Raw genomic sequence first — 13674 nt, forward strand, 5'->3', positions numbered from 1 at the left:
TGGCGCGCCGTTCCGGCGCGAGCCCGCTTCCGCCAGGGCGTTGGCTTCCCGACCGGCCATGATGCAGCCACAGCCACTTTTTCGTGAAGCTGAACGGGTTGATCCGCTCGCCTGTCTGCCTAGGTAGAAAGGAGCGGCGGGCGCCACGCAAAATCTGACAATCGGGCAAATCTGACAGTCGGCATGATATTTTCCTGCATTCGAAAGCTTGGCCTCGCTGCTCTCTGTGTCGCCATCCAGTCTTCCTGCGTCGTTCCCGACGACACGTCGCGTATCGCCAAGGTTGATCCAACGGCGGCGGCTGCCCGCAAGGAGATGGTCGGCCTCAGCGAAGCCGATGTTCGAATGTGCGCCGGGTTTCCGACCGCCACCGCCGACGCCGGCCAATCGGGCCAGATCTGGACCTACAAGCGCATCGTCCAGCGCGGCAATCTCAGCATTGTGGTTCCGACGTTGGCGGTCGGCGCGATCCCGGCGGTCGGCGGCTCCGTCAATGTCGCTCCCGGCGGCTATTGCGATACGCAAATTCGCATGGTCGATGGCCGCGTCGCCGAAGTTGCCTATGCCGGCGACAACAATTTGCCGAACAGGCGCGACGCGCTTTGTGTCAGCACGGTGGACGCCTGTGTGACCTATGCCCGCCAACTCGGCCAGAGGCCGGCGGCCAAATAGCCGGCGGCAGCGAAACGGCGATGGCAGGTCATGCAAATGTCATTGAGGGCTTGACTGACCCGCCGGACCGAATACGCTAGCGCAAAATACCGGCTCTGATTGCCGGGCGGCAAAAATGCCTCGTATGCCTCGCCCTTCCGGCGCAGGCTGCGAGGCATTGTCATTTCTGGGGTCCTGTTTGAAACGGCGCATCGAGATCGGCATCCTGTATTCCCGCTCGGGGAGCTATCAGCTCGTCTCCGATGCGTGCCGCATCGGCGCCATGCGCGCCATAGCCGACATCAACGCCGATCGCAGCTCAGGCATCGAACTGGTGCCGGTGGAGCGCGATCCGCAAAGCAATGCGGACCGCTACGCAACGCTTTGCGAAGATATCTTCAAGACCAGCAGCGCACGCCATGTCATCGGCTGCGTCACCTCCTGGAGCCGCAAGGAAACCATTCCGGTCTTGGAGAAAGCCGGCGGCATGCTCTGGTACGCCTGCCCCTATGAGGGCTTCGAAGCCAATGAGCATGTCGTCTACATGCACGCCTGCCCCAACCAGCATCTGGTGCCGCTGATGGCGCATGTCGTGCCGCGTTTCGGCGCCAACGGCTTCCTGCTCGGCTCGAACTACATCTGGGGCTGGGAGATGAATCGCGTCGCGCGCGACCTGATCGCGGATGCCGGCGGCAAGGTGCTGGGCGAACGCTATCTGCGCATCGGCGAGACCGACGTGTCGCGGCTGATCGCGGAGATCCGCGCCACGCGGCCGAACTTCATCCTCAACAATTTGATCGGCACCTCGTCCTACGCCTTCCTCGCGGCCTATCGCGACCTGGGTCACGAGGATGCCGCCTTCAGTCCCGGGACTTGCCCCGTCATCTCCTGCAACCTGACCGAAGGTGAGCTGCCGGCGATCGGTGAATCCGGCAAGGGACATCTGTCGGTCGGGCCGTATTTCGCGCCGCGCCCGGCTGCCTTTGCCTCATCCTTCGAGGCCTCCGCCTATGCCTCGGTGCAGGTGATGGCCGACGTGCTCTCCAGCAATCCCGACGCCGGTCCGGCGGAATTCTCCAAAGCCTTCGCCGAACGCCGCTTCTCCACCCGGCTCGGTCCGATCGCCATCGACGCCCACTCGCAGCACGCGACACTGCCGGTGATCATCGGGCGCATCGCGGACGGCTTCTTCGAGGTCGTCAGCCGCGAAGACGAAGTCGCGCCGGATCCGTATCTGTCGCGCTACGACCCGGCAAAAACATTCGGCCGCCCGCGCCTGAGGGTGGTGTCGTGACCAGAGCCCCACGCATCCCCAATCTCGGCGGCGCCAGGGCGTTTATCCTGCATCGCCCACATCCGACGGTGCAGGCGATCACCAGGCAATTGTCGGCCATCGGGCTGATCACGCTGGATTGCTGGCCGGAACTGCCGCCCGAGACGCTGGCCGCCGATTTCGTCTTCTTCGACGCCGATCTCGGCTTTGACGAGCAGTTTCCGTGGAAGCCGGGCGAGGCACCGATGCCGCTGGTGGCGCTGATCGGTTCCGAGGCGCCGGGCCGCATCGAATGGGCGCTGTCGCATAAGGCCGATGCGCAGCTGCTGAAGCCGGTCGGCAATGCCGGCGTCTACAGCGCGCTGCTGATCGCGCGCCAGAGTTTCGAGGCGCGAAAACACCTGGCCAGCGAGATCGCCTCGCTTCGCCAGCGCGTTGCCGAACGCCAGACCATCGTTCGCGCGGTGACGGCACTGGCGAAAGGCGCCGATGACGGCCGCGCCTATGCGCAGCTGCGCTCGCTGGCGATGAGCTGGCAGATCAGCGTCGAGGATGCCGCGCGGCGGATCGTGGCAATGACAAGCGAAGAAGCAACGGGCGAAGAAGGCGACGATGACCAGTCCCATCGCGCCTGATCTCACCGCGCCAGGGCGCATGCCGGTCAAGCCGCGCGCCGGCGTCTGGCGCCGGCTGGTCAGGCGCCGTCTGGCTCTGCTCGGGCTGGTCATCGTCGCCATCGTCGTTGCCGGCGCCGTGCTGGCGCCATGGCTGACTGGCTATGATCCCAACGAGCAGATGTTCGACGGCCTGACCATCGAGGGCTCGCCCTTGCCGCCGGATGCAAAATTCTGGCTGGGCACCGACTTGCTCGGCCGCGACCTCCTGACCCGCATCCTCTACGGCGCCCGCACCTCGCTGATCATCGGCATCGTCGCCAATGGCGTGGCACTGTTCATTGGCACGCTGGTCGGTGTTGTCGCCGGCTATTTCCGTGGCTGGATCGGCAGCGCGCTGATGCGTTTCACCGATTTGATGATGGCGTTTCCGGCACTGCTGCTCGCCATTTGCCTGGCCGCGGTGTTCGAGCCCAGCCTGTGGATCGTCGCCATGGTCATCGCTTTGGTCAACTGGGTGCAGACCGCCCGCGTCATCTACACCGAGACCTCATCGCTGGCGGAGCGTGAGTTCATCGATGCCGAACGCACCATCGGCGCGAGCGCGCCGCGCATCCTGTTTCGCCACATCCTGCCGCATCTCTTACCGACCATCATCGTCTGGGGCACGCTCGGCATTTCGACCACCGTGCTGCTCGAGGCGACACTCTCCTTCCTCGGCATCGGCGTCCAGCCGCCCACGGCGTCCTGGGGCAACATCATCTTCGAGAACCAGACCTATTTCCAGGCCGCACCCTGGCTGGTGTTCTTTCCGGGTGCCGCGATCCTGGCGCTGGCGCTCGCCTTCAACCTGATCGGCGATGCGCTGCGCGACATCCTCGATCCGACGCAAAGAGGCCGGGCATGATCGCCTATCTCGGCCGCCGCCTCATCCAGTCGCTGCTGATCCTGCTCGGCGTCTCGCTGATCACCTTCGCTCTGCTCTATCTCCTGCCCGCCGATCCGGTGCGCCAGATCGCCGGCCGCAGTGCCACGCCGCAGACGGTCGAGAACATCCGCCAGCAGCTCGGCCTCGACCAGCCGTTCGTCGTCCAGTACTGGCGCTATCTCACGAAGCTCGTCAGCGGCGATCTCGGCCGCTCCTACATCCAGCGCTCCGAAGTCACCGAGCTGATCGTTTCGCGGCTGCCGGCCAGCCTGTTGCTGATGGTCGGCGCCATCCTGTGCGAGCTGTTGCTCGGCCTGAGCATGGGCCTGATCGCCGCCGTCAAGCGCGGCACCGCCACTGACCAGACGCTGATGGTCGCCTCCTTCGTCGGCGTCTCGGCGCCGCAATTCGTCGTCGGTCTGCTGCTGCTCTACGTCTTTGCCGTGCGGCTCAGCTGGTTCCCGATCGGCGGCTACGGCACCTGGCGTCATCTGGTGCTGCCGTCACTGACCATGGGAATCCTCGGCGCGGGCTGGTACGCGCGCATGATGCGCTCGTCGATGATCGACGTGCTGCGCCAGGATTACGTGCGCACCGCCCGCGCCAAAGGCCTGGCGCGGCGAGCTATCCTGTTCCGCCATGCGCTGCCCAACGCCATCCTGCCGGTGATCGCCATGATCGGCATCGACATAGGCATCTTCATGGGCGGCATCGTCGTCGTCGAAAGCGTATTCGGCTGGCCCGGCATTGGCCAGCTCGCCTGGCAGGCCATCCAGCGCGTCGACATCCCGATCATCATGGGTGTGACGCTGGTGTCGGCCTTCGCCATCGTGCTGGGCAATCTGCTGGCCGACATCATCGCGCCCTTCATCGACCCCCGCATCAAGCTCAGATGAAATGAAAACCAGACAGAGAAAGGGAACATAAAAATGAAAAGGTTTCTCGCATCCACGGTAGCGGCATCGGCGCTGGCGCTGATGCTCGGCATGACGAGCGTTCGCGCCGAGGACGCCGTCGATCCGAACGCCAAGCAGGGCGGCGCCATCACCATCACCTACAAGGACGACGTCGCCACGCTCGATCCGGCGATCGGCTATGACTGGCAGAACTGGTCGATGATCAAGAGTCTGTTCGACGGGTTGATGGACTACGAGCCGGGCACCACCAATTTGAAACCCGACCTCGCCGAAAGCTACGAGATTTCGCCCGACGGCAAGACCTTCACCTTCAAGCTGCGCCATGGCGTGAAATTCCACAATGGCCGCGAGATGACGGCCGACGACGTGAAATATTCGCTCGACCGCGTCACCAATCCGAAGACGCAGAGCCCCGGCGCCGGCTTCTTCGGCTCGATCAAGGGCTATGACGATGTCGCCGCCGGCAAGGCCGAGAGCCTCTCCGGCGTCACCGTCGTCGACCCTTACACGGTCAAATTCGAATTGACCCGCCCCGACGCCACCTTCCTGCATGTGATGGCCATCAACTTCGCCCATGTCGTGCCGAAGGAAGAGGTCGAGAAATACGGCGCCGATTTCGGCAAGCATCCGGTCGGCACCGGCGCCTTCAAGCTCGCCGAGTGGACGCTCGGCGAGCGCATCGTCTTCGAGCGCAATGCGGACTATTGGCACAAGGGCCTGCCGCATCTGGACAAGATCACCTTCGAGATCGGCCAGGAGCCGATCGTGGCGCTGCTGCGCCTGCAGAAGGGCGAGATCGACGTCCCCGGCGACGGCATTCCGCCAGCAAAATTCCAGGAGGTGATGGCCGATCCCGAGCAGAAGGCACGCGTCGTCGAAGGCGGCCAGCTGCACACCGGCTATGTCACCATGAACACCACCATGGCGCCGTTCGACAATGTTAAGGTGCGCCAGGCAGTCAACATGGCGATCAACAAGGCGCGCGTCATCCAGATCATCAACGGCCGCGCCGTGCCGGCCAACCAGCCGCTGCCGCCGTCGATGCCGGGCTACGACAAGGAATACAAGGGCTATCCCTATGACGTCGCCAAGGCCAAGGCGCTGCTCGCAGAGGCTGGCCACCCCGACGGCTTCGAGACACAGCTGTTTGCCATGAACACCGATCCCAACCCGCGCATCGCCCAGGCGATCCAGCAGGATCTGGCGGCGATCGGCATCAAGGCCAGCATCCAGTCGCTGGCGCAGGCAAACGTGATTGCCGCCGGCGGCGACAAGGCCGGCGCACCGATGATCTGGTCCGGCGGCATGGCCTGGATCGCCGACTTCCCGGATCCGTCGAACTTCTACGGCCCGATCCTCGGCTGCGCCGGTGCGGTGCCCGGCGGCTGGAACTGGTCGTGGTATTGCAACAAGGATCTCGACGCCAAGGCGGCCGAGGCCGACTCGGTGGTCGACCCGGCTAAATCAGGCGAACGCGACAAGATGTGGAGCGCCATCTACGACAAGGTGATGGAAGACGCGCCCTGGGCGCCGGTCTTCAACGAGCAGCGCTTCACCATGAAATCGGCGCGCATGGGCGGCGCCGACAACCTCTATGTCGACCCGGTTCATATCCCGATCAACTACGACAATGTGTACGTAAAAGATGTGCAATAACTGCGACTACACCATCCACGGGCGCCAACATCATTTCGGCTGGGACAATTCGTTTGCCCCGGCCGAGCGGGTGGCGCCCGGCTCGACGATCGAGTTCCAGTGCCTCGATTCCTCCGGCGGCCAGTTGCAGGCCGGCAGCACGGTCGCCGACGTCGCCAAGCTCGACTTCGCCACCGTCAATCCGGTGACCGGGCCGATCTTCGTCGAGGGGGCCGAGCCGGGTGACGCGCTGAAGGTGACGATCGAGATGTTCAAGCCGTCCGGCTTCGGCTGGACGGCCAACATTCCGGGCTTTGGGCTGCTCGCCGACGACTTCAAGGAGCCGGCGCTGAACATCTGGAAATACGACGCTGCCTCGCTCGAGCCGGCGCTGTTCGGCAAGAATGCGCGTGTGCCGTTGAAACCCTTCGCCGGCACCATAGGCAACGCGCTGGCGGAAAAGGGCCACCACTCGGTGGTGCCGCCAAGGCGCGTCGGCGGCAATCTCGACATCCGCGATCTCGCCGCCGGCACCACGCTCTATCTGCCGGTGGAAGTGGCGGGCGCGCTGTTTTCGGTCGGCGACACCCATGCCGCGCAAGGTGACGGCGAGGTCTGCGGCACGGCGATCGAAAGTCCGATGGACGTCGTGCTCAAGCTCGACCTGGTCAAGGATGCCAGGCTGAAGACGCCGCGCTTCACCACGCCAGGCCCGGTGACGCGCCATCTCGACGCCAAGGGCTATGAGGTGACGACCGGCATCGGTCCGGACCTGATGACCGGCGCCAGGGAAGCGGTTGCGCAGATGGTCGACCTGCTCGCCGGTCGTTATCACATCGACCCAGTCGAGGCCTATATGCTGGCCTCGGTCTGCGGCGATCTCCGCATCAGCGAGATCGTTGACATGCCGAACTGGGTGGTGTCGTTCTACTTTCCGCGCTGCGTGTTTGAATGAGGAGGGGGGGGTGCCGGAGTAAATCCCTCTCCGGGTCACGCGCGCAATGATCACCGCCAGCGAACCCATACTCGACATCGCCAACCTCTCCGTCAGCGTGCGCGGCGAGGAGGGCGAGCGCGAGGTCGTCTCCGACCTGTCGCTGACGTTGTCTCGTGGCGAGACGCTGTGCATTGCCGGTGAATCCGGCTCCGGCAAATCGATGACCGCTCTGGCCATCATGCAGCTTCTGCCGCAGCCTGCCGCCAGGATTTCATCCGGCAAGGTCCATCTCGGCGATACAGATCTGACGATTCTGGACGAGCGCCGGATGCGGCGCATTCGCGGCAACCGCATCGCCATGATCTTCCAGGAGCCGATGACCTCACTCAACCCGGTGCTGTCGATCGGCCGGCAGCTCACCGAATCCATCGAGGCGCATACCTCCCTGTCGCAGAGCGAGGCTCGCCAGCGTGCCATCGAGGCGCTGAAGGCGGTGCGCATTTCGGAAGCCGAAAGCCGGCTAAAGCAGTTTCCGCACGAACTGTCCGGCGGCATGCGCCAGCGGGTGATGATCGCCATGGCGCTGGCGCTCGAGCCGGACGTGCTGATCGCCGACGAGCCGACGACGGCGCTCGACGTCACCGTGCAAGGCGAGGTGCTGGAACTTTTGCGCGATCTGCAGCGCCAGCATGGCACCAGCGTCATCCTCATCACTCATGACATGGGCGTCGTCGCCGAAATGGCCGACCGCGTCATCATCATGCGGCATGGCCGCATGGTCGAAGAGGGAAAAACCGCTGACATTTTCGCCAGGCCGCAAGCCGGCTACACGCGCGAGCTGCTGGCCGCCGTGCCGCGCATCGGCAGCGGTATCGGTCGCCAGGAATCCAGGAGTGCCGAGACGGCAACGCCGGCCAATGTCGCTGACGTCAAGGACCTGCATGTCCGTTTCGACCTGCATGGCGGCTTCTTCGGCCGGGTCACTCGTTGCGTCCACGCCGTCGAAGGCGTCAGCTTCTCGATCGCGCCCAACGAGACGCTGGCGCTGGTCGGCGAATCCGGTTGTGGCAAGTCGACCACCGCCAAGGCGCTGGCCGGACTGGTGCCCTACAGCGGCGACATCGCCATTGGCGGCCGCAATCTGTCCGGCCTCGGCCGCGACGAGCGCAAGGCGGTGCGCCGCGACGTGCAGATGATTTTCCAGGACCCCTATGCCTCGTTGGACCCACGCATGCGTGTCGGCGACCTCGTCGCCGAGCCGCTGCTGATCCACGGTATCGCCTCGAAGGAAGAGCGCAGCGAGCGTGTCGCAGCGCTGTTCGAGCGCGTCGGCCTGTCGGCCGACCAGATGGAACTCTATCCGCATGAATTCTCCGGCGGCCAGCGCCAGCGCGTCTGCATTGCCCGCGCGCTTGCACTGCGGCCGAAGCTGATCATCGCCGACGAAAGCGTCTCGGCGCTCGACGTCTCGGTGCAGGCGCGCGTGCTCGATCTGTTGAAGGAATTGCAGCGCGAATTCGGCGTCGCCTATCTCTTCATCTCGCATGACATGGCGGTGGTCGAGAACATCTCCGACCGCGTCGCCGTCATGTATCTCGGCCAGATCGTCGAGATGGGCACCCGCGACCAGGTCTTTTCCAACCCGCGCCATCCCTACACCAGGCGCCTGATCGAAGCCGTGCCCGTGCCCGATCCCGCGCAGCGCAGAAGCCGCTTCGCGCGCCTCGACCAGGAAATCCCGAGCGCCACCCGCAGGATCGGCGAGGCGCCGCTGAAACTGGCGCTGAGGGATGTCGGCAACGGCCACCTCGTCGCCGCCGAGGGCTGAGCCGGCACTGCCGCCGGGCGGTTCACATGTTTGTGTCTCTATCTCTCGCCCAAGGCTCGCGTTGCGCCGCCAAACCGTATCGCTTCGAACACTAAATCCCTAACGGCCTCTTGCCCTCTGTCCCTATCTTCCTCATGTTCAATACCATTGCGATGATCGATCGTAGGAGGGTCGGTCGGATTCATCGCTATGGGAGGAAGTCAACCATGAAGGTAAGCCTTTTCGTTTCCGCGGCACTTCTCGCCGCATCCGCGATCCCCGCTTCGGCCGCCGAAATTTCCGACGGCAAGGTCAAGATCGGCATCCTCAACGACCAGTCGGGCGTCTACGCCGACTTCGGCGGCAAGTGGTCGGTCGAGGCGGCCAAGATGGCCGTTGAGGATTTCGGCGGCAAGGTGCAGGGAGCGCCGATAGAAATCATCAGCGCCGACCACCAGAACAAGCCGGATATCGCCTCCAACATCGCCCGGCAGTGGTACGACACCGAGCAAGTCGATGCCATCATGGAACTGACGACCTCTTCGGTAGCGCTCGCCGTCCAGGGGATTTCCAAGGAAAAGAAGAAGATCGACATCGTCACCGGCGCGGCGACCACGGAGCTGACCGGCAAACAGTGCTCGCCCTACGGCTTCCACTGGGCCTATGACACTCACTCGCAGGCGGTGGGTACCGGCGGCTCTCTCGTGCAGCAGGGCGGCGACAGCTGGTTCTTCGTCACCGTCGACTATGCATTCGGCTACTCGCTGAAGGATCAGACCACCAAGTTCGTCGAAAGCCATGGCGGCAAGGTGCTGGGCGAGGTGCGTTATCCCCTGGGATCGACCGATTATTCGTCCTTCCTGCTGCAGGCGCAATCGTCGGGCGCCAAGGTCATCGGCCTGGCCAATGCCGGCCTCGATACCTCCAACTCCATCAAGCAGGCGGCCGAATTCGGTATCGTGCAGGGCGGCCAGCGTCTTGCCGCACTCCTGTTCACGCTGGCCGAGGTGCATGGGCTTGGCCTTCAAGCGGCGCAGGGCGTCGTGCTGACCGAAGGCTATTACTGGGATCGCGACGACAAGAGCCGCGAATTCGGGCAGCGCTTTTTCAAGCGCACCAACCGCATGCCGAACATGATCCAGGCCGCGACCTATTCGGCGGTGACGCAGTATTTGAAGGCGATCGACAAAGCCGGCACGGACGAGACCGAAGCCGTCGCCAAGCAGCTGCATTCGATGCCTGTGGACGACGCGGTGATAACCAACGGCAAGGTGCAGGCGGACGGCAACATGGTTCACGACATGTACCTCTACCAGGTCAAGTCGCCAGCCGAGAGCACCAAGGATTGGGACTACTACAAATATCTCGCCACCATTCCAGGCAACGAGGCCTTCCTCAGCGAGAAGGAAAGCGGCTGTCCGACGGCCGGCCAGTGATCGGCGCGGCCGATGGCGCCGACTGACCTGGACGCGAACGAGCCGCGGGTTGTGCTTTCCGCCCGCGGGTTGCGACGCGACTTTGCCGGCTTCATCGCCGTCAAAAACGTCGATATCGATGTCCGCCATGGCAACATCCATGCCCTGATCGGACCCAACGGCGCCGGCAAGACGACCGTCTTCAACCTGCTCACCAAGTTCCTGGCGCCGACCAGCGGCAGGATCGAGCTGCTTGGCCACGACATCACCCGCACCTCGCCGGCCAGGGTTGCGCGGATGGGGCTGGTGCGCTCGTTCCAGATATCGGCGATTTTTCCGCACCTCAGCGTGCTCGACAATGTTCGCGTCGCGCTGCAGCGGCCGGGTGGTCTTGCCGTTCAATTCTGGCGCTCGCTCGCGGCGCTCGACCGGCTGACCCCGCGCGCCGAGGAATTGCTGCGCTCGGTTGGTCTCGACGACGCCAGGAACAGGCTCGCCGGCGATCTTTCCTATGGCAGAAAACGCGTGCTGGAGATCGCCACGACGCTCGCGCTCGATCCGAAAGTGCTGCTGCTGGACGAGCCGATGGCCGGCATGGGGCATGAGGACGTGGCCACGGTTTCCAGCCTCATCCGTTCGGTTGCCAGGGATCGCGCCGTGCTGATGGTCGAGCACAATCTGACCGTGGTGGCCGACCTTTGCGACTGGATAACGGTCATGCAGCGCGGCGAGGTGCTGGCCGCTGGCGACTACGCCACCGTTAGCCGCGACGAGCGCGTCAAGATCGCCTATATGGGCACCGCCGATGACTAGTGCCGCACCTCTGCTTGCCGTCACCGGCCTCAACGCCTGGTATGGCGAGGGCCATGCGCTGCACGGTGTCGATCTGGAAGTGTTTGCCGGCGAGACGGTCACGCTGCTCGGCCGCAATGGCGTCGGCAAGACGACGACGCTGCGCGCCATCATGGGGTTGATCCGCAAGCGGACCGGCCGGATCGCCTTCGACGGCAAGGACCTGATGCGGCTGCCGCTGCACCGCACCGCCCATCAAGGCATCGGCTTCGTGCCGGAGGAGCGCGGCATCTTCGCAACGCTGACCGTGGACGAGAATCTGGTTCTGCCGCCGGTCGTCGCGCAGGGCGGCATGAGCGTCGAGGAGATATTCGATCTGTTCCCCAATCTGAAGGAGCGGCGCAACAGTCCCGGCACCAGGCTGTCGGGCGGCGAACAGCAGATGCTGGCGATCGCGCGCATGCTGCGAACCGGCGTGAAGATGCTGCTCCTCGACGAACCGACGGAGGGGCTCGCTCCCGTCATCGTGCAGCGCATCGGCGCGTTGCTGGCGACGTTGAAAAAGCGCGGCATGACGATCCTGCTGGTCGAGCAGAACTTTCGCTTCGCCAGTCGTGTCGCCGACCGTTTCTATCTGATGGAGCACGGCAAGGTGGTGGCGGGGTTTCCGGTCGGCGAACTGCCGGACCGCATGGCGCAGCTCCACGAAGTCCTGGGTGTATGATGGCGCCATGACGATGATCTTCGGAATCCCGGTTCAGGCCTTCCTCGGCCAGTTGCTGGTCGGCCTGATCAACGGCTCGTTCTACGCCATGCTGAGCCTGGGCCTGGCTGTCATATTCGGCTTGCTGCGCGTCATCAATTTCGCCCATGGCGCCCAGTATATGTTCGGCGCCTTCGTCGGCTACCTGCTTCTCACCCATCTCGGCATCGGCTATTGGCCCGCTTTGATCCTTGTGCCGCTGATAGTTGGCATCTTCGGCGTCGTGGTCGAGCGCCTGGCGCTGTCGAGGCTGTACGATCTCGATCCGCTCTACGGGCTGCTCTTCACCTTCGGCCTCGCGCTCGTACTCGAAGGCATCTTCCGCTATTATTACGGCGTCTCGGGAAACCCCTACGCCGTGCCGCCGCTGCTTGCCGGCGGCACCAATCTCGGCTTCATGTTCCTGCCCAACTATCGCGGCTGGGTCGTGGTCGCCTCGCTGATCGTCTGCTTCGGCACCTGGGCGCTGATCGAGAAGACCAGGCTTGGATCCTATCTGCGCGCGGCAACCGAGAATCCCCGTCTCGTCCAGGCTTTCGGCGTCAACGTGCCGTTGCTGCTGACCCTCACCTACGGCCTTGGCTCCGCGCTGGCCGGGCTTGCCGGCATTCTGGCAGCACCGATCTATCAGGTGAGCCCGCTTATGGGATCGGACCTCATCATCGTCGTCTTCGCGGTGGTGGTGGTCGGCGGCATGGGATCGATCCTCGGTGCGATCGTCACCGGCTACATGCTTGGCCTCGCCGAGGGCCTGACCAAGGTCTTCTACCCCGAGGCCTCCAATCTCGTGGTCTTCGTCATCATGGCCATCGTGCTTCTGGTCCGGCCGGCTGGCCTGTTCGGAAGGGACGCTTGACATGTCGGAAGGGACATCTGACATGACCGAACTGACGCTTCGCGAGGCATCGGCCAAAACCTCGGCACGGCTGGAATGGATGCTGGTCGGGCTCGGCATCCTGGCGCTGCTGGTAGCGCCTTTCCTGATCTATCCGATCTTCCTGATGAAGATGCTGTGTTTCGCGCTGTTTGCCTGCGCGTTCAATCTTCTGCTCGGCTATACCGGGCTCTTATCGTTCGGCCACGCCACCTTCTTCGGCGGCGCCGCCTACTTCACCGCGCATGCCGTCAAGGTCTGGGGCTGGCCGCCGGAAGCCGGCATTCTGCTCGGCATGGCGGGTGCGGCCTTGCTCGGCCTTGTCATGGGCTTTTTCGCCATTCGCCGGCAAGGCATCTATTTCGCCATGATCACGCTGGCGCTGTCGCAGATGTTCTTCTTCTTCTGTGTGCAGTCGCCCTTCACGCAAGGCGAGGACGGCATTCAGGGCGTGCCGCGCGGCATGCTGCTTGGCGTCCTCGACCTGAACGTCTCGCTGAACATGTATTACTTCGTGCTGGCGGTGTTCCTGATCGGCGTCTTCGCCATCTGGCGCATCGTCAACTCGCCGTTCGGCATGATCCTGCGCTCGATCCGCGAGAACGAGAACCGCGCCATTTCGCTGGGCTATTCCGTCGCCAACTACAAGCTGGGCGCCTTCGTCATGTCGGCGGCCCTGGCCGGGCTGGCCGGCTCGCTCAAGGCGATCGTTTTCCAGTTCGCCACGCTCACCGACGTCACCTGGCAGATGTCGGGCGAAGTGATCCTGATGACGCTTCTCGGCGGCATCGGCACCATGGTCGGGCCGATCATCGGCGCCAGCCTTGTCATTGGCCTGGAAAACACGCTTGCCACTTCCGGCTTTCCGGTGACCATCGCCACCGGCCTCATCTTCATGGTGTGCGTGCTGATCTTCCGGCGCGGCATCGTCGGCGAATTTTATGCGCGGATTTTCAAGCGGGCGGGCAAGGACTGAGCAGTTCAAGCTGGCGGCTGAATACCTGACCGCTCGATTGTCCGGTTGCGTCCTAGTTCTGCCGGTAAGGAACTCGGAACCTGGGGGGCCGC

The 13674-nt window shown here is 64.0% G+C and carries 13 protein-coding genes; all 13 read left to right on the top strand.

The window, feature by feature from the left end; translation table 11 throughout:
• Nucleotides 1-183: 183 nt before the first annotated feature.
• Nucleotides 184-672: a hypothetical protein gene (locus tag EOC83_RS08840; RefSeq protein ID WP_013528538.1), complete on the top strand. Its 489-nt coding sequence runs from the start codon at nt 184-186 to the stop codon at nt 670-672.
• A gap of 178 nt (nt 673-850) precedes the next feature.
• Entirely contained in the window at nt 851-1945 is a 1095-nt protein-coding gene (locus EOC83_RS08845; protein WP_013528537.1) for a transporter substrate-binding protein, read from the top strand.
• Nucleotides 1942-2559 carry an ANTAR domain-containing protein gene (locus tag EOC83_RS08850; protein WP_063169702.1) on the top strand — a complete coding sequence of 206 codons (618 nt, stop codon included), beginning with the start codon at nt 1942-1944 and terminating at the stop codon, nt 2557-2559. Before EOC83_RS08845 ends, EOC83_RS08850 begins: the two co-directional genes overlap by 4 nt.
• A 19-nt stretch (nt 2560-2578) precedes the next feature.
• Entirely contained in the window at nt 2579-3445 is an 867-nt protein-coding gene (locus tag EOC83_RS08855; RefSeq protein WP_128278528.1) for an ABC transporter permease, read from the top strand.
• Nucleotides 3442-4362 carry an ABC transporter permease gene (locus tag EOC83_RS08860; RefSeq protein ID WP_024502122.1) on the top strand — a complete coding sequence of 307 codons (921 nt, stop codon included), beginning with the start codon at nt 3442-3444 and terminating at the stop codon, nt 4360-4362. Before EOC83_RS08855 ends, EOC83_RS08860 begins: the two co-directional genes overlap by 4 nt.
• 33 nt (nt 4363-4395) lie before the next feature.
• Nucleotides 4396-6039, top strand: a complete 1644-nt coding sequence (locus tag EOC83_RS08865) for an ABC transporter substrate-binding protein (protein ID WP_063169703.1) — start codon at nt 4396-4398, stop codon at nt 6037-6039.
• The gene (locus EOC83_RS08870; RefSeq protein ID WP_024502120.1) at nt 6029-6973 is read left to right on the top strand and encodes an acetamidase/formamidase family protein; all 945 of its coding nucleotides are present in this window, start codon (nt 6029-6031) and stop codon (nt 6971-6973) included. The genes EOC83_RS08865 and EOC83_RS08870 overlap by 11 nt, the downstream gene beginning before the upstream one ends.
• Nucleotides 6974-7019: 46 nt before the next feature.
• Nucleotides 7020-8783, top strand: coding sequence for an ABC transporter ATP-binding protein (locus EOC83_RS08875; protein ID WP_063169704.1), 1764 nt, complete (start codon nt 7020-7022; stop codon nt 8781-8783).
• A 206-nt stretch (nt 8784-8989) separates the two neighbouring features.
• Nucleotides 8990-10198, top strand: coding sequence for an ABC transporter substrate-binding protein (locus EOC83_RS08880; protein WP_013528530.1), 1209 nt, complete (start codon nt 8990-8992; stop codon nt 10196-10198).
• Between the two features lie 12 nt (nt 10199-10210).
• The gene (locus EOC83_RS08885) at nt 10211-10990 is read left to right on the top strand and encodes an ABC transporter ATP-binding protein (protein ID WP_063169705.1); all 780 of its coding nucleotides are present in this window, start codon (nt 10211-10213) and stop codon (nt 10988-10990) included.
• Nucleotides 10983-11693: an ABC transporter ATP-binding protein gene (locus EOC83_RS08890; protein ID WP_013528528.1), complete on the top strand. Its 711-nt coding sequence runs from the start codon at nt 10983-10985 to the stop codon at nt 11691-11693. The genes EOC83_RS08885 and EOC83_RS08890 overlap by 8 nt, the downstream gene beginning before the upstream one ends.
• 7 nt (nt 11694-11700) lie before the next feature.
• The gene (locus EOC83_RS08895) at nt 11701-12588 is read left to right on the top strand and encodes a branched-chain amino acid ABC transporter permease (RefSeq protein ID WP_063170419.1); all 888 of its coding nucleotides are present in this window, start codon (nt 11701-11703) and stop codon (nt 12586-12588) included.
• Between the two features lie 22 nt (nt 12589-12610).
• The gene (locus tag EOC83_RS08900) at nt 12611-13582 is read left to right on the top strand and encodes a branched-chain amino acid ABC transporter permease (RefSeq protein ID WP_024502115.1); all 972 of its coding nucleotides are present in this window, start codon (nt 12611-12613) and stop codon (nt 13580-13582) included.
• Nucleotides 13583-13674 lie beyond the last annotated feature (92 nt).

Source organism: Mesorhizobium sp. Primo-A (assembly GCF_003997175.1).
GTDB lineage: Bacteria > Pseudomonadota > Alphaproteobacteria > Rhizobiales > Rhizobiaceae > Mesorhizobium > Mesorhizobium ciceri.